16 protein-coding genes and 1 pseudogene are annotated in these 16,482 nt (G+C 61.1%); 8 read left to right on the forward strand and 9 right to left on the reverse strand.

Annotated elements, in window-relative coordinates:
- The first annotated feature begins 1 nt into the window (after nucleotide 1).
- From iadA to QY76_RS13140, 5 genes are all read left to right on the forward strand, one after another.
- Nucleotides 2-1,150 carry a beta-aspartyl-peptidase gene (gene iadA / locus QY76_RS13120; RefSeq protein WP_034164307.1) on the forward strand — a complete coding sequence of 383 codons (1,149 nt, stop codon included), beginning with the start codon at nucleotides 2-4 and terminating at the stop codon, nucleotides 1,148-1,150.
- Between the two features lie 4 nt (nucleotides 1,151-1,154).
- Entirely contained in the window at nucleotides 1,155-2,624 is a 1,470-nt protein-coding gene (dcuC, locus tag QY76_RS13125) for a C4-dicarboxylate transporter DcuC (RefSeq protein WP_034164308.1), read from the forward strand.
- 289 nt (nucleotides 2,625-2,913) lie between these two features.
- Nucleotides 2,914-4,272 (forward strand): 2-hydroxycarboxylate transporter family protein, encoded by a 1,359-nt coding sequence (locus QY76_RS13130; RefSeq protein WP_045424948.1) that lies wholly within the window; start codon nucleotides 2,914-2,916, stop codon nucleotides 4,270-4,272.
- 40 nt (nucleotides 4,273-4,312) lie between these two features.
- The gene (locus tag QY76_RS13135) at nucleotides 4,313-5,155 is read left to right on the forward strand and encodes a fumarylacetoacetate hydrolase family protein (protein ID WP_034164310.1); all 843 of its coding nucleotides are present in this window, start codon (nucleotides 4,313-4,315) and stop codon (nucleotides 5,153-5,155) included.
- A gap of 120 nt (nucleotides 5,156-5,275) precedes the next feature.
- Nucleotides 5,276-6,004: a phosphatase PAP2 family protein gene (locus QY76_RS13140; RefSeq protein WP_045424946.1), complete on the forward strand. Its 729-nt coding sequence runs from the start codon at nucleotides 5,276-5,278 to the stop codon at nucleotides 6,002-6,004.
- Between the two features lie 45 nt (nucleotides 6,005-6,049).
- Here QY76_RS13140 and QY76_RS13145 read toward each other — a convergent pair whose 3' ends face one another.
- Both QY76_RS13145 and QY76_RS13150 read right to left on the reverse strand, forming a co-directional pair.
- Nucleotides 6,050-6,373 carry a hypothetical protein gene (locus QY76_RS13145; protein ID WP_034164312.1) on the reverse strand — a complete coding sequence of 108 codons (324 nt, stop codon included), beginning with the start codon at nucleotides 6,371-6,373 and terminating at the stop codon, nucleotides 6,050-6,052.
- A gap of 33 nt (nucleotides 6,374-6,406) precedes the next feature.
- Nucleotides 6,407-7,333 (reverse strand): LysR substrate-binding domain-containing protein, encoded by a 927-nt coding sequence (locus tag QY76_RS13150; protein WP_045424944.1) that lies wholly within the window; start codon nucleotides 7,331-7,333, stop codon nucleotides 6,407-6,409.
- Nucleotides 7,334-7,472: 139 nt separating this feature from the next.
- Between QY76_RS13150 and dcuC (QY76_RS13155) the strand changes: the two genes are divergently transcribed.
- Nucleotides 7,473-8,750 (forward strand): C4-dicarboxylate transporter DcuC, encoded by a 1,278-nt coding sequence (gene dcuC, locus QY76_RS13155; protein WP_045424942.1) that lies wholly within the window; start codon nucleotides 7,473-7,475, stop codon nucleotides 8,748-8,750.
- Nucleotides 8,751-8,768: 18 nt separating this feature from the next.
- A complete protein-coding gene (locus QY76_RS13160; protein ID WP_045424940.1) occupies nucleotides 8,769-10,049 on the forward strand; it encodes a M20 family metallo-hydrolase in 1,281 nt (426 codons plus the stop codon).
- A gap of 57 nt (nucleotides 10,050-10,106) precedes the next feature.
- Here QY76_RS13160 and QY76_RS13165 read toward each other — a convergent pair whose 3' ends face one another.
- Together QY76_RS13165 and QY76_RS13170 are read right to left on the reverse strand one after the other, a co-directional pair.
- Nucleotides 10,107-10,412: a YceK/YidQ family lipoprotein gene (locus QY76_RS13165; protein ID WP_034164316.1), complete on the reverse strand. Its 306-nt coding sequence runs from the start codon at nucleotides 10,410-10,412 to the stop codon at nucleotides 10,107-10,109.
- Between the two features lie 107 nt (nucleotides 10,413-10,519).
- Complete coding sequence (locus QY76_RS13170; RefSeq protein ID WP_034164317.1) at nucleotides 10,520-11,083, reverse strand: DedA family protein; 564 nt, start codon at nucleotides 11,081-11,083, stop codon at nucleotides 10,520-10,522.
- A 220-nt stretch (nucleotides 11,084-11,303) separates the two neighbouring features.
- Here QY76_RS13170 and chaA point away from each other — a divergent pair, with 220 nt between their 5' ends.
- Nucleotides 11,304-12,410, forward strand: a complete 1,107-nt coding sequence (chaA, locus tag QY76_RS13175) for a sodium-potassium/proton antiporter ChaA (RefSeq protein ID WP_034164318.1) — start codon at nucleotides 11,304-11,306, stop codon at nucleotides 12,408-12,410.
- Between the two features lie 5 nt (nucleotides 12,411-12,415).
- On the opposite strand, the pseudogene QY76_RS13180 reads toward chaA, so the two are convergent.
- From QY76_RS13180 to cheR, 5 genes and pseudogenes are all read right to left on the reverse strand, one after another.
- A pseudogene (locus tag QY76_RS13180) lies at nucleotides 12,416-13,228 on the reverse strand (EamA family transporter).
- 179 nt (nucleotides 13,229-13,407) lie between these two features.
- The gene (gene cheZ, locus QY76_RS13185; RefSeq protein ID WP_012848204.1) at nucleotides 13,408-14,043 is read right to left on the reverse strand and encodes a protein phosphatase CheZ; all 636 of its coding nucleotides are present in this window, start codon (nucleotides 14,041-14,043) and stop codon (nucleotides 13,408-13,410) included.
- Nucleotides 14,044-14,052: 9 nt separating this feature from the next.
- Complete coding sequence (gene cheY, locus QY76_RS13190; protein WP_012848203.1) at nucleotides 14,053-14,442, reverse strand: chemotaxis response regulator CheY; 390 nt, start codon at nucleotides 14,440-14,442, stop codon at nucleotides 14,053-14,055.
- Nucleotides 14,443-14,537: 95 nt separating this feature from the next.
- Nucleotides 14,538-15,590, reverse strand: coding sequence for a chemotaxis response regulator protein-glutamate methylesterase (locus tag QY76_RS13195; RefSeq protein WP_034164319.1), 1,053 nt, complete (start codon nucleotides 15,588-15,590; stop codon nucleotides 14,538-14,540).
- Entirely contained in the window at nucleotides 15,587-16,462 is an 876-nt protein-coding gene (cheR, locus tag QY76_RS13200; protein ID WP_034164320.1) for a protein-glutamate O-methyltransferase CheR, read from the reverse strand. Before cheR ends, QY76_RS13195 begins: the two co-directional genes overlap by 4 nt.
- Nucleotides 16,463-16,482: the final 20 nt, after the last annotated feature.

A 16,482-nucleotide genomic window follows, 5' to 3' on the forward strand; every position in this document is an offset into this window, starting at 1 on the left:
CATGTTTACCCTGCTTAAAGATGCCGACGTCTATCAACCACAGCCCCTGGGGCGCCGGGACGTATTGCTGTGCGGCGAGAAGATCGTCGCCATCGAGGAGAACCTGCAGGTCAGCGCACTGCCCGGGCTGCGTGAGGTTATCGACTGTCGCGGTAAAATCCTAGCCCCCGGCCTCATCGATCAGCATGTACACCTGATCGGCGGCGGCGGCGAAGGCGGCTTCGCCAGCCGGACGCCCGCGGCCTCCCTATCACGGCTGATCCGCGCCGCGACCACCACCGTCGTCGGGGTGCTCGGCACCGATGGCATCTCCCGTACGCCTAAGGATCTGTACGCCAAAATGCAGGCGCTGAACGTGGAGGGAATCAGCGCCTATATGCACACCGGATCTTACGAGCTTCCCACCCGGACCATCACCGGCGCCATTCGCGATGACATCGCCTTTATTGAGCGAGTGCTGGGGGTAAAGATAGCGCTAGCCGATCACCGCGGTTCGTTCCCGACGACCCAGGAGCTGCTGCGTATCGTCTCCGATATCCGCGTTGCCGCACTGCTGGCGGGCAAACGCGGGCTGCTGCACATCCACCTGGGCGCGCTGCCCGATGCCTTTGCCCAGATCAATGCGCTGCTGGCGCACGGCCTGCCTATCCAGCATATCTCGCCGACCCACGTGGCGCGCACCGAGGCGCTGTTCAGCGATGCCATCGCCTTTGCCCGCGCCGGCGGCCATATTGATATTACCTCCGGCGGCAGCCGCTTTGTTCCACCGGCCTGCGCCGCCCGGCTGGCGCTGGATGCCGGCGTCAGCCCGGATCGGCTCACCATCAGCTCCGACGGCAACGGCAGCGTGCCGCGCTTTGATGCCCAGGGCAGCATTATCGGACTGGACGCCGCGCCGCTGGACGGCAACCTGCTGCTGCTGCCGCAGCTGATTGACCAGCGCATTCCCCTGCCGCAGGCGCTGGCGATGGTCACCGCCAACGTGGCCGACGCACTGGGGATCGCGAAGGGCAGAATTTTACCCGCAGGGGATGCAGATCTGTGCCTGTTCGATGATAATCTGCGCCCCGAACGCGTATACGCCCGTGGCCGCCTGATGCTGAAGGGAGAAGAGTGTCTGGCCACGGGTAACTTTGAACAAGGAAACTGAAAGAATGAGCCTACTGATCGCGCTGTGCGCCGTGCTGTTTGCCGGACGACTGATCCTGAAAAACTATAATCCCCAGGCGGTGCTGCTGCTGAGCGGCCTGGTGATGATGGCCATCGCCGTCTTCACCAACGACGCCACCTTTATCAACAAGTCGACCGGCTGGGTCGGCTTTGACCTGTTGGAGTACATCAACCAGCTGTTTCAGAAGATGGGCGGTGGCCTTGGACTGCAGATCATGCTGATCGGCGGCTTTGCCATGTATATGTCTGCCATCGGCGCCAGCCAGGCGCTGGTGCGGGTAACGGCACGCCCGCTGCAGCGCCTCAACTCCCCCTATCTGCTGCTGGGGATCGCCTTTATCCTCGGCCAAACGCTGTCGCTATTTATCACCAGCGCCACCGGGCTAAGCCTGCTGTTGATGGCGACCCTGTATCCGGTGCTGACTCGCCTGGGCTGTAGCCGTGCGGCGGCGGCGGCGGTGCTGGCCAGCACCTGCGCCATCGAGTTCGGCCCCGGCTCCGGCAACTCCATCATGGCGGCGCAGACCTCGGGCGTGGACATCACCGAATACTTTATCCACCAGCAGCTGCCGGTCGCCGTGCTGACCATCCTGGCGGTGGCGCTGCTGCATATCCTGGTACAACGCTACTTTGACCGCCGCGATGGCGCCGTGGCCGAGGAGGTGAGCCTGGATCAGGAGAAGCTGCAGGAGACGCAGAGCGATGCACCGCTGCACTATGTGCTGCTGCCGATGCTGCCGCTGTTCTTTATGCTGACCTTCAGCAAACTGGGTGTCGGCACCATCGTCATCAACATGAATACCGCCGTATTGATCAGCGTCGCGCTCTCCATGCTGTGCGAATACCTGCGCTTCCGTGCCGCCAAGCCGGTGATGGCCGGGCTCAGCGTGGTCTTCAGCAATATGGGTAAGGTGTTCGCCACCGTGGTGACGCTGATCGTCGCCGGCCAGACCTTCGCCGAGGGGCTGAAGTCGATCGGGGCGGTGCACGATCTGCTGGATCTGGCCAGCAACGCCGGCTTTGGCAGCGGCGTGGTGGTACTGCTGATGGCGCTGTTAACCTTCACCATCGCCGCCCTGATGGGCTCCGGCAACGCCGCCTTCTTCTCTTTCGCGCCGATGCTGCCGGATATCGCCAAGCGCGTCGGCGGCAGCACGGCAGAGATGATCCTGCCGGTACAGATCTCCGCTGGCATGGGACGCACCATCTCGCCGATCGCCGGGGTGATCATCGCCGTCGCCGGTATCGCCGGTATCTCACAGGTCGACATCGTGCGCCGCACCCTAATCCCGATGCTCGGCGGCTGGTGCTTTATGCTGCTGCTGACCTTCTACCGCTCCGGCCAGCTGCTGTCGGTACTGCCCTTTATCGCGCTGCTGATGGTGATCATGATCGGCGCCGTATACGCCATGGCGCGTAAAAAGCGCGACACGGCGCAGGGCAGCGCCGACTAAACGCCATATCCCCCGCCGGGGATATCCACGCGGCGCCTGCCATCGCAGGGGCCGCGTTCTCCCCTCGCCGACGTCGGCCTCCCCTATCCTGTGCCTCGCCCGTCCCCGCCTGTCGCGATCCCTGACGATTTAACTCAATAAAAAACATATTCCAAAATTTAATTCTATTTAAACAAGTTAAGTCAGAATAACGACATTAAATAACCCCGATGGATCCGGGGACGATCACGTTTTTATCAAAAATTAGCATGCTATATATGTCCCACCAATAAAACAGGTGGGCTGAAATATGACTACATCTAATGAAAAACTGGCAACCCTTGCCAGCCCTGCGCCGTCGCTAAAAACGCTGTGGTGGAATCTGATGGATAACTGGAAGGTGGGGATTATTCCCCTGCCGTTATTTGTCCTGGCCGGTATCTTAATTACCATCGACTGTATCAACGACAACCTGCCCAATAATATTGTAGTTATGGTTGCTACCCTGGCATTCTTTGGCTTTGCCTGTGGCGAATTTGGTAAGCGCCTGCCGATCGTCGGTAAAATGGGCGCCGCCGCGATCTGCGCGACCTTTATCCCCTCTGCGCTGGTCTATTACGGTCTGCTGCCCCAGCCGGTGATTACCTCGACCACCCATTTCTTTAAAAACACCAATATTCTTTATCTCTACATTTGCTGCATTATCGTCGGCAGCATTATGAGCATGAACCGCACCACCCTGATACAGGGCTTTTTACGGATATTTTTCCCCATGCTGTGCGGTGAGATCGCCGGTATGCTGGTCGGGATGGGGGTGGGCTATGCGCTGGGACTGGCGCCATTTCAGACCTTCTTCTTTCTGATCCTGCCGATCATGGCCGGGGGCGTCGGCGAGGGCGCCATTCCGCTCTCCATGGGCTATGCCACCCTGCTGCATATGCAGCAGGGCGTAGCGCTGGGGCGGATTCTCCCCATCGTGATGCTCGGCAGCCTGACGGCGATTATCATCGCCGGCTCCCTGAATATGCTGGGTAAACATTTCCCCCACCTGACCGGCGAAGGCGAACTGATGCCGCGCCGCGACGGCGATGACGGGGAGCCGATGGCCGCCCTGAGCGAGCGCGCCAGCGATAAGCTGGATATCAGCGCCCTGGCCTCCGGCGCGCTGCTGGCCGTACTGCTGTATATGGTCGGTATGCTGGGACACCGTCTTATCGGTCTGCCTGCGCCGGTCGGCATGCTGTTTGTCGCGGTGCTGATCAAGCTGGCGCACGGCGTCTCCCCGCGCATCATGCAGGGGTCGCAGATCGTCTACCATTTCTTCCGCACCTCCGTGACCTACCCGATCCTGTTCGCCGTCGGCGTGGCCATCACGCCGTGGCAGGAGCTGGTCAACGCCTTTACGCTGGCCAACCTGGCGGTGATCGTCTGTACCGTCGCGACGCTGGTCGCCACCGGCTTTATCGTCGGCAGGAAGATTGGCATGTACCCGATCGATGTGGCGATCGTCTCCTGCTGCCAAAGCGGCCAGGGCGGCACCGGCGATGTGGCGATCCTCACCGCGGGCAACCGTATGTCGCTGATGCCGTTTGCCCAGATAGCCACCCGCATCGGCGGCGCGATTAATGTCACGCTGGCCCTGCTATTTTTAGGCAAAGTGCTACTCTGATAGCGCCCACTATTCTATAAACCATTACATTATTCCTATCATGAAACTTGTCAGTTATCTGTACCAAGGGCAGCGCAGCTACGGCATTGCCCGCCCGGATGGCATCATCGATCTCGGGCGCCGTCTCGGTCTCTACTATGCCGATTTAAAGGCCCTGCTGAGCGCCCAGGCGCTGGAGGAGGCACGGATGCTGCAGCACTATCCGGCGGATCTCGACTATGAGCAGATTACCTTCTTACCAGTGATCGACAATCCGGGGAAGATCCTCTGCGTCGGCATGAACTACCCCGATAAGCGGCGGGAGTTCGCCCAGCAGGATCCGGCGCCGACCCTGTTTATCCGCTTTGCCGACTCGCAGGCGGGCCACATGACGCCGCTGCTAAAACCGCTGCAGTCGCAGGAGTTTGACTACGAAGGCGAGCTGGCGGTCATTATTGGCCGCGGCGGGAGCGCGATCCCCCACGCCCGCGCGCTGGATCATATCGCCGGCTACAGCTGCTATATGGACGGCTCGGTGCGGGACTGGCAGCACAGCTGGTTCACCGCCGGGAAAAACTGGAGCCGTACCGGCGCCTTTGGTCCCTGGCTGGTGACCCGCGATGAGATCCCCGATCCCCAGCATCTGCGCATCCGCACCTGGCTTAACGGAAGTATGGTACAAGAGGAGAGCACCGCCGCGATGATCCACCCCATCAGTCGCCTGGTGGAGTACATCAGCACTTTTACCGTCCTGAGCCCCGGCGATGTTATCATCACCGGCTCGCCGGGCGGCGTAGGTAAAAAGCGCACGCCGCCGCTGTTTATGCACCCCGGTGACTGCATTGAGGTCGATATCGAGCGGGTCGGTCATCTGACGAATCGGGTAGCCGAAGGCACGCTCTGAGCACTGCCGGCGTGGGCGAGCGCGAGCCCCTACGCCGACGGCGGGAAAGCGCGCCATCCATGGCGCGTCCATCAGCGGGCGATCCGGTACGGCATACCCGCGTTAGCAAGAGGATCTATCATGTTGTTTACAGGCTATCGGCATCGGCTGCTGCTTATCTCTACCGCGCTACTGCTGGTCGGCCAGGTATTCGCCGCCGGCCATGACGTCTACCTGACGCCACAGAGTGCCCCGAACGCGGTCAAGATACTGCCGCCGCCGCCGGGCTATGACTCTGTCGCCTTTTTGCAGGACAAGGCCATCTACCAGTCTACGGGGGCCGTCTATGATGCCAAACGCGTCGAACAGGCCGCCCGCGACGGTAACTACAAGGCGATCCCTGAGCTGTTCTCCCCGGCCTTTGGCATGCCCATCAGCGAAGCGGCGACGCCGGCGATCTACCGCCTGCTCAGCAATATGATGGCGGACAGCCACAACCCGACCCTGCGCTCCGCCAAGCATCACTATATGCGCCAGCGCCCGTTCGTCTTCTATCACGGGCAGACCTGTACCCCTCAATATGATAAAGAGATGGCCGACTCCGGCTCCTATCCTTCCGGCCATGCCACGCTGGGCTGGGCGGTGGCGCTGGTGCTGGCAGAGATCAATCCAGCCCGGCAGGACGCGCTGCTGCAGCGCGGCTACCAGTTTGGTCAGAGCCGGGTGATCTGCGGCGCGCACTGGCAAAGTGACGTCGATCAGGGACGCCTGCTGGGCTCTGCGTTTGTCGCCAGCCTGCACGCCCAGCCGCAGTTTGAGCGAGACCTGGCCGCCGCGAAGGCCGAGTTCGCACGGCTGCAGCGACGCTAAACGCGCGCGGCGCGATCCTGCGCCGCCGGGGTCGCCGCGCCAAGATCAGAAGATGCGATCGCCCGCCAGATACGCCGTCACCACCCGATTGAGTGCGCTGTAGGGCGCCTCTGCCCCGTTTAAGGCCGCCTCCAGCGTCGCTAGAAACCCCGCCAGCGTACGCTTGGCGTGCTGGGCAAAGTCGGGATCGATCGCCTGATCTTCATACAGCAGCACATACTGACGGGCAAAACGATAGACGGTGTAATACAGGCTAGCGTTCTGCGCATCCTGCGTCATCAGCGCCTGCATATCGCGGCTCAGGGCCACGTAGCTGTCCGTTCCGTCCAAACTCTGCTGAAACCTGTGATATGCGGTGGAAAAATCCATATAGCCTCCTGCAAAAAAGTGCGACAGCGCCCCTCACTGCGGGTGCTGCCAGTCATGGTGCTGGCAGTGCCAGCGAAACTGTTCAATCAGCGCCTGTGAGGCCTGCGTCAGCGGACGCTTTCGCGGGTAGATCAAGCCATAGTGCCCCACCGGCAGAAACTGCAGTCCGATCGGCAGCGCCGTCAGCACGCCGCCGAAGCGGGCCTCGCGCAGCCGCGCGCGCGACAGAATGGTCAGATAGTCACCGTTCATCACTAGATTCATGATGCACACTGTGGAGTCCGTCAGAATGGGGTAGTGCGGATTATCCGGATGGTCAAAAGGAATAATACGCCGGATGTTATGATAATATCCCATATCAGTTTCTGGCATTACCCACTTCGCCTGACGCAACGCCTCCAGCTCAGAACAATTAGCTAATGGGTGCTCTTTTCTGGCAACAATACAAAATGGCGCATCGAACAGGGAAATCGAAATAAAGTCCCCCAACGGCATCTCATCTGTCAATGTCCCGAGTGCAAAATCGAGCCGCCCATCACGTAAACTGGGTAACAATGTAGAAAGTTGCGCTTCCTTAACATTAATTACGGTTGCCGGAAATCCCTGTTTAAAATCATTTAACACTTTATTTAACACAGTTATTCCGAATAAAGATGAAATACCAAAGGCGACGTGTCCATGGCCGTTTTTGGTTATTTGCTCCACCTCCTCCGCCGCCTTTTCCAGCTCTTCCAGGATCAGGTGTGCCCGAATAGCAAAGGATTTTCCGGCGTCGGTCAGCGTCACGCCCTCGTTGCTGCGGATCAGCAGCGTCGCCCCCATATGATGCTCTAACTCTTTGAGTGTACGGGTTAAAGCGGGCTGAGACTGATCCATTTTACGCGCCGCTGCCCGGATACTTCCGCTGCGAATAACCTCATTAAACACCTTCAGCTGTTGTATTTTTGGCAAATAGCGCATCGCCCCACCCTATCAGTTTTTTTTATCATCGTGAAACTAATAGCATATTACCCTGCCATCAATTTTTGCGTTAAATCAATAGCCATGATACTGACTTTATCCACTATAAAACAAACCATAAATCTGGGGGGAGGCATTTATGCTGACGGTAATATTAGGCGTCGTAGTATTAATTGCTACGGTCGTTTTATTGATTAAACGGTACGATACCCGCACTACGCTTATCGGCGCTGGCATTCTATTATGTATTATTTCTCTGGCGCCGATGAATGCCTTTAATGCGTTCAGTACCCGAATGACCACCTCTGGGCTGATCGAATCGATCTGCAGCAGCATGGGCTTTGCCTATGTGATGAAATTTACCGGCTGCGATATGTGTCTAGTGCGCCTGCTGACCCGCGGACTGAGTAAACTCGGCTTTCTGCTGGTGCCGACGGCCGTGGCCGTCACCTTTGTCATCTGTATTGCCATCCCCTCCGCCGCCGGAGTCTCCGCTGCGGTGGGCGCCACGCTGATCCCGTTGTTGATCGCCGCGCGGGTGCATCCGGCCATCGCCGGCGGCGCCGTACTCTCCGGCACGCTGGGGGCCTACCTGAATCCCGGCGTGGCCCACAATGCCTTTATCTCCCATATCTCTAAAACGCCGCTGATGGACTTTGTCTTCTACCATGCGCCGACCACCGTCATCTGCGCCGCTATCTGCGCCGTCTGCCTGACGCTGGTGGCCTTTGCCAGCAACGGCCTTAACTACCGCCCTGAAGGCCCTGTGGCGCAGGATGCCGAGGTGGCACAGGCGGATCCGGTACGCAATCTACGTTTCTATCTGCAGACCCTGGCTCCGTTTCTGCCGGTGCTGCTGCTGGTCTGCTCCAGCCTGGGCTGGCTCGGCAGCAGCAAGATGAGCGTCCCGGCGGCGATGATCATCGGCTCCCTTTACGCGCTGCTGATCACCCGGGTCAGCCCCAGCGCCCTGACCAAAAGCTTTTTTGACGGCATGGGCTCCTCTTACGCCAACATCCTTGGCATCATCATCGCCGCAGCCGTCTTCATCGAAGGGTTAAACGCCGTCGGCCTGATCAAGGTATTTATCCAGCTGCTGACCGACTCGCCGGAGTTCGCCCGCTGGGGCGGCACCTTAGGGCCATTCCTGATGGGGCTGATCACCGGCACCGGTGACGCCACCGCCTTTGCCTTTAATGAGGCCGTCACCCCGCACGCCGGTGACTTTGGATATGAAATCAATAATCTGGGCGCCGGTGTCATGCTCGCATCGGCCCTGGGTCGCAATATGTCACCGCTCGCCGGTGCCGCCATCGTCTGCGCCGGCCTGGCCGGCGTCAGCCCGGTCGAAATCGCCAAGCGCACCGCGCCGGGCGCTATCGTCGCTGTGCTGTACGTGGCGCTGTTTTTCCTTTAATCACACAGGGAGATCATGATGACCGTTTCCGATCAGGAACAGCTGCGCCGCTGGCGCCGTATGTTCCATCAAATTCCTGAAACCGGATGGAGTGAATTCATCACTAGCGCACGGCTGATAGAGATACTGCGCGCCATGGGCTACCGGGTGTTGCCGGGCAGCGCCTTTCTCTCCCGAGAGCATATCCAGGGACGTAACGACGAGGAGGTCGCACAGGGGCTGGCGCGGGCGCGCCGCTATCCGGTCAGCGACGCCCTGCTGGAGGAGATGGGGGATTTAACCGGCTGCGTCGCCCTGCTGGAAACCGGACGGCCGGGCCCCACCGTCGCCCTGCGCTTCGACATTGACTGCGTCGCGGTCACTGAGAGCGACGCGCCGCAGCACCCGCCGCGGGCCGCCGACTTTGCCTCACGCCACCCCGGCTGCATGCACGCCTGCGGCCACGACGGCCACATGGCCATCGGGCTCGGCGTCGCCCAGGCGCTCTGCGCTCTGCGCGATCGACTCTGCGGCACGGTAAAACTGCTGTTTCAACCGGCGGAGGAAGGGGTGCGCGGCGCCAAGCCGGTGGCGGAGGGCGGACTGCTCGACGACGTCGACTACTTCCTCTCTGCCCATATCGGCATGGGGGTTCCCAGCGGGGAGATCGTCGTCGATCCGCGCGACTTCCTCTGCACCACCAAGCTGGACCTGCGCTTTTTCGGCGCGCCGGCCCACGCGGGGATGATGCCCCAGGGCGGCGCCAACGCGCTGGCCGGCGCCTGTCACTGCGTCACGCAGCTGCTGGGGATCCCACGCCACGGCGACGGTATGTCGCGCATCAACGTTGGCACCCTGCGCGCCGGTGAAGGACGTAACGTGATCCCGGCCTACGCCGAGATGCAGCTGGAGGTGCGCGGCGCCAACCGAACCATTAATGACTACATGGCACAGCAGGCCCTGCGCATCGCCGACGGCGCAGCGCAGAGCTTTGGCCTGCGGGTAGAGCATCAGGTGATGGGCAGCGCCGTCGATCTGCACAACGATGCGGCGCTGATGACGCTGGTGGCGGATATCGCTAGCCAGCAGTTGGATCTGCGGATCGGAGAGGCCAGCTTTGGCGGCAGCGAGGATGCCACGCTGCTGGTCGAACGGGTGCAGGCGCACGGCGGCCAGGCGGCCTATGTGGTGCTGGGCGCCGATCTGCGCGCGGGCCATCACCAGTCCGAGTTCGACTTTGACGACGCGGTGCTGTCGCGCGGCTGCGTGCTGTTTACCGCCTGCGTCAGCCGCCTCTGCCGCACGGCGCAGTCGGCCTAATAATGCGAAAGCCATCGCCCAGCGGTGGCTTTGACTCAATAGCTCAGCCGCATGCCCTCAGCGCGGCGTCTCCTGCGCGTCCGCGCGCGCTGGCTGGTCGCGATAGGGGCCGTGGAAATAGTCCACCGGCGCGTACAGCGTATCGGCCAGCAGCGAAAACGGCAGATCGATAAATGCCCGGCTGCGGGTCATAAAATCGTAGTCGTAGTTGCCGCTGCCGCTCACCCGCGCCATATCGTTGTGCACCCCGGCGTAGTAGGTATGCCCCTCCTGCATGGTGGTGCGACCCATGATGCTGCCGCATCCCGCCAGCATCGCCGTCCCCACCAGTACCACGGCCATCGTTAACGGTCGCTGTTTCATCAATATCTCCCTGAATAGTCCGTCCTGGGCCGATAATAATCGGGATCCCCGGCGCAGGATACCCGACGCCGATCCGTCGCTGCATTTTTTTGCAGCGGCTCACGATTTTACCGCCCGCGGCGCGCGCGGTACCAGCGCAGCAGCGCCACCAGCAGCACCGCCACCGCCAGCAGCCCGCCGCCGGCCCACAGGCGCTGCTGCGGGTCGGCAAAGATCCGCAGCAGCACTTCGCTGGCGCCATAGCCAAGGCTGACGATGGTCAGCGCCCACAGGACCGCGCCGAGCAGATTAAACAGGATATATTTTCCCGGTTTAACGCCCGCAGACCCGATAATGATCGGGCCAATAGTGCGAAAGCCATAGGCAAAGCGCATCCCCAGGATCAGCCAGCTTTCATTACGGCGCACCTGGCGCTGTACATAGGCTATCTTCTGTTGCTGACGCGGAAAACGCCGTAAAATAGGCGTGCCAAAGTGGCGCCCGACGAAGTAGAGCGTGGTATCACCCAGCGTCGCACCGACCATCGTCAGCAACACCACCCACGGATAGGCGAGCAGGTGTTTATGGGCGGCGGCCCCGGCCAGAAAGGCGATAGTCTCCCCCTCGAGAATGCTGCCGATTACCACGGCGACATAGCCATATTCACTTATCCAGCGTGCTGCATCGATCATGGTTCATCCTTAGTGCTGCGCAGGGCGCCTATCATACCGAAAAAACATCCGGCGTCACGCCGGCGCATCCGATAGGCCATACTTAAATTCTGGCTGAATAAAAATGCGAATAATCATAAAAACTGTTATTTGATATCGTTTTTTTTGATAATGTCAGCGGGGGCGGTATTACGCCCCCGCGGCCGGTGCGCGCGCAGTCATTCAAAGGAGGGTGCCATCCATGAAGTCTCATATAAAAACCAGCCACCACAATACCCGCCACAGCGAGTATCAGCTGATCCTGCCGCTGATCGCGCTGGGGGTGCTGGCGGTGACGCAGCCCGCCACGCTGGGCGCCCTGGCCGCGATCAACCTGCTGGCGCTGATCGCGATCCTCGCCAGCGCCTTCAGCGTGGTGCGTCACGCCGATGTCCTGGCCCACCGCCTCGGCGAGCCCTATGGCTCGCTGATCCTGACCCTGTCAGTGGTGATCCTGGAGGTCAGCCTGATTTCGGCCCTGATGGTCAGCGGCAAAGCCGCGCCGGAGCTGATGCGCGATACGCTCTACTCCATCGTGATGATCGTCAGCGGCGGGCTGGTCGGATTTTCCTTGCTGCTCGGCGGTCACAAATTCGCCACCCAATATGTCAATCTGGGCGGGATCAAGCAGTATCTGATCGCGCTGATCCCGCTGGCGATCATTGTACTGGTGCTGCCGATGACCCTGCCGGGCGATAACTTTACCCATGGCCAGTCGCTGGTGGTCGCGCTGCTATCGGCCGCCATGTACGGCGTATTTCTGCTGATCCAGACCCGCACGCACCAAAGTCTGTTCGTCTACGAGCATGAGGATGAAGGCGACGACCCCAGCGATCCGCACCACGGTAAGCCCTCATCTCACCGTAATCTGTGGCACGCCGCCTGGCTGGTCGCCTACCTTATCGCCGTCATCGCGGTCACCAAGCTGAACGCCCTGCCGCTGGAGGGGCTGCTCGGCGCTCTGAACGCGCCGCAGCAGATGACCGGCTTTCTGGTCGCGCTGCTGATCCTCTCCCCCGAGGGGCTGGGCGCCCTGAAGGCGGTGCTGGCCAATCAGGTGCAGCGCGCCATGAATCTGTTTTTTGGCTCGGTGCTGGCGACCCTGTCGTTAACGGTGCCGACGGTAACCCTGATCGCCCTACTGACCGATCAGCCGCTGCTGTTCGGGCTGGGTGAGCCGCAGACGGTGGTGATGTTGGCCACCCTGATGCTGTGCCAGGTCTCGTTTAACACCGGCCGCACCAATGTGCTCAACGGCGCGGCGCATCTGGCGCTGTTCGTCGCCTACCTGATGACCCTGTTTCTGTAGCTGACCTACCCCAGGCGGGTCAGCAGCACGCCGCAGAGGATCACCAGCGCGGCCGTCACCCGTGCCCGCCCCAGCGGCTCATGCAGCAGGCGGGCCGACAGCAGGAGCGCAAACAGCACGCTACTCTCACGCAGGGCGGCGACGATGCCGATCGGCGCCTGGGCCATCGCCCAGATGACGATGCCATAGGCCAGCAGCGACATCGCGCCCCTGGCCAGTCCGGTGCCAGGCGCAGCGTATCAGATAGCCGGTGCGCCGCCCCTGACGCTGCCAGAGCCATACCAGCATCACCGCCCCATTGAGCGCAAACAGCCACAGGGTATATCCCAGCACATCCCCCGCCGCCCGGGCGCCGGCGCCGTCGGTCGGGGTATAGCCGGCGGTACACAGCGCGGTGATCAGCGCGTCACGCAGCGCCGCGCAGGGCCATCAGCAACACCCCGCCAATCAGGATCAGCGCGCCGGCGCTCGCCAAAAGCGGGGGTTTCTCCCGCAGCAGCAGCAGGCTGAGCAGCATCACCAACAGGGGGGCGCAGCCCCTGGCCAGCGGATACATCTGTCCCAAGATCGCCATGGCTATAGGCTCGGCTGAGAAACAGGCCGTAGACGGTGTGAAACAGCACCGACAGACCGAGCCAGTACCAGGCCGCCGCCGGCAGCGCGGCGCACAGCGGTAGCAGCGGCAACGCCGTCAGCCCGGCAAACAGCGCCACCAGCGCGACGCTGACAAAGCGATCCGCGCTGCCTTTCACCAGCACATTCCAGCTGGCATGCAGCAGCGCGGCAAACAGAACGGCAATAAACACCGAGATGGTCATCTGCGACGGTATCCCTTCCCTCTATAAACAGTGAATCAGCGCGGCATTGTCACCCGCCCGGGCTGGAGTCTACGCTCTCCCAGCATAATCGGCGCAACACGCGCTGTCATGGCGGTCCCCAAAGAAAACAGGCCACCCTAGGGTGGCCTGACGCTCGCACGACGGTGCCGCTATCGCGCTTAAAATCCCAGGCTGTCCAGCAGGTCATCGACCTGCTCCTGGTTGGCGACCACACCCGGGCCGTTCTGGTTCATCTGCGGGCCATTCAGCAGACTGTCGTTTTCACGCTTCGGCTTGGGCGGCTGCTCCGGCATATTCTCCAGCAGCACCATCAGCAGCTGCTTTTCGATCTCCTGGATCACGTCCATCATGCGCTTGATCACCTGGCCGGTCAGATCCTGGAAATCCTGCGCCATCATGATCTCCAACAGCTGGCTGTGAGTAAAGGCCGTATGCTCCGGCACCTCGCTCAAGAACTGGCGGGTATCCGTTACCAGCGCCCTGGCATCCTCAAGCTCGATCGGATTTTCAAACCAGGCATCCCAACGCTGCTTGAGCTCTTTGGATCCCTTCTCCATCTGCGTCTGGCGCGGCTGAGCCGCTTCAACGCAGCTCAGGGCGCGCTCGGCGGCCTGACGGGTCATCTGCACCACATAGTCCAGACGGTCGCGGGCATCCGGAATGGCTTCGGCTGCCTGAGCGATGGCCTGATCCAGTCCAAGCTCTTTCATGCTGTCACGCAGCATACGCGTCAGTTGGCCAATCCTGGCGATAATATCGCCGGCATCGGCGGCTGGCATCGGATGTTCGTTCATCGTGACTCCTTAGATCCCGAGCTTTTCAAAAATCTTATTCAGTTTTTCTTCCAGCGTTGCGGCGGTAAACGGCTTCACCACGTAGCCGCTGGCCCCGGCCTGCGCGGCGGCGATGATGTTCTCTTTCTTCGCCTCGGCCGTTACCATCAACACCGGCATCTTGTTCAGCGTGCCGTCCGCACGGATCGCCTGCAGCAGCTGCAGACCATCCATGTTGGGCATGTTCCAGTCAGAGACCACAAAGTCGAACCCGCCGGCGCGCAGCTTGCTCAGCGCATCGGCGCCGTCTTCGGCTTCCTCTACGTTGTTGAATCCCAGCTCTTTCAACAGATTGCGTACGATACGACGCATGGTAGAGAAATCATCGACAACCAGAAAACGCAGATTCTTATCCGCCATACTAACTCCTAAAAAAATCCCTTGAGCCGGGAGCAATAACCTGAAAAACAGGCATTCGGTTAATGACCGCGCCCGCGGGCGCGGTCCGGTATCGGTTAAATACGCAGCGCCTGCTTGGCGCTGACCTGCGCCAGCATACGCTGGCTGATTTGGGAGAGATCGACCACCTCGTCGACCCCGCCCATCTGAATCGCCTCGCGCGGCATGCCAAATACCACGCAGCTGGCTTCATTCTGCGCAATGGTATAGGCACCCGCCTGGTGCAGCCGCAGCATCCCTGCGGCACCGTCGTTGCCCATTCCCGTCAGGATCACCCCGACGGCGTTGCGTCCGGCGCAGCGGGCGACGGAGTCAAACAGCACCTCAACCGAGGGGCGATGACGGTTCACCGGCGGCCCCTGATGCAGGCGCACAATATAGTTGGCGCCGCTGCGCGCCAGCTCCAGGTGGTGGGCGCCGGGGGCGATATAGGCGTGCCCCGGCAGAATACGTTCGCCGTCCTCGGCCTCTTTCACCGTGATCTGGCACAGCTTGTTCAGCCGCTCGGCGAAAGAGCGGGTAAAGCCCGGCGGCATATGCTGGGTGATCAGCAGCGCCGGACTGGTCGGCGGCAACGGCTGCAGCACATGGCGAATCGCCTCGGTGCCGCCGGTAGAGGCGCCGATGGCGATCAGCTTTTCGCTGCTGAGCAGCGGGCCGTGGCTGAGGGTCGCCGGCGGCTCGCCCTGCTTCAGCTGGCGCGGCAGGCGCGCGCGCGCGGCGGTGCGGATCTTGTCGGCGATCAGCTCGCTGTAGGCCAGCATCCCCTCGCGGATCCCCAGCTGCGGCTTGGTGACAAAGTCCACCGCGCCCAGCTCCAGCGCCCGCAGGGTGATCTCCGATCCCTTCCCGGTCAGAGAAGAGACCATCACCACCGGCATCGGGCGCAGGCGCATCAGTTTCTCCAAAAAGTCGAGGCCGTCCATGCGCGGCATTTCAACATCCAGTGTAAGCACCTGAGGATTGAATTTTTTGATCAGATCCCGCGCGACCAACGGGTCCTGCGCGGCGGCCACCATCTCCATATCGGGGTGGCTGTTCACGATCTCGGTCATCAGTTGGCGCATCAGCGCGGAGTCATCCACGCACAATACCCGGATCTTGTTCATCGGCTCTCCTTCGTCAGCCCGTAAACGGTCTGCCCGCGCAGATGGAAATCGCGGGAGATCTGGCTGAAGTTCTCCGAGTGACCGGCAAACAGCAGGCCACCCGGCTTTAACAAGGGGATAAAACGACGCAGAATGCGAGCCTGCGTTTCTTTATCGAAATAGATCATCACGTTACGGCAAAAAATCGCATCGAATGGGCCCGGCAGATCCCACTTGGCATCCAGCAGGTTCAGCATCTGGAAATGCACCCGCTGCGCCAGCTCATGGCGAACCCGGATCAGCCCCTGATGAGGCCCGGTACCGCGCAGAAAAAAGCGCTGCAGCTGCGTGGCGTTCAGCAGCTTGGCCTCCTCCTGGCGGTAGATACCGCGCTGCGCCTTCTCCAGTACCTGAGTATCGATGTCGCTGGCCCACACCTGCGGCGCCATCGGTGATGGCCCCAGCGCCTCCGCCAGGGTCATCGCGATCGAGTATGGTTCCTCGCCCGTGGAGGCCGCCGTACTCCAGACACAGTAGTTGTGCCGCCGCGCGCGCGCATGCTCCGCCAGGATCGGGAAGTGATGCGCCTCGCGAAAGAAGGCGGTCAGGTTAGTGGTCAGCGAGTTGACAAATGTTTGCCACTCATCGCTCTCCGGATGACTCTCCAGCAACGCCAGATAGTCACCAAAGTCGCTCAGATTCAACGCCCGTAAGCGACGCACCAGCCGGTTGTAAACCATTTCACGTTTATGGTCGGCAAGTACGATACCGGCCCGTTGGTAAATCAACTGGCTAATCCGCCGAAAATGGGCATCCCCCAACGTCAGACGTTGCATTGCCAGTGAGGAGACGTTGTTTTCCCCCTGTGCTGCCTGTAGTAATAAATTCGTCATCACTCACCAGTTAACTCACC

The sequence above is a fragment of the Edwardsiella sp. EA181011 genome (assembly GCF_000800725.1).
In the GTDB taxonomy this organism is placed as follows: domain Bacteria; phylum Pseudomonadota; class Gammaproteobacteria; order Enterobacterales; family Enterobacteriaceae; genus Edwardsiella; species Edwardsiella anguillarum.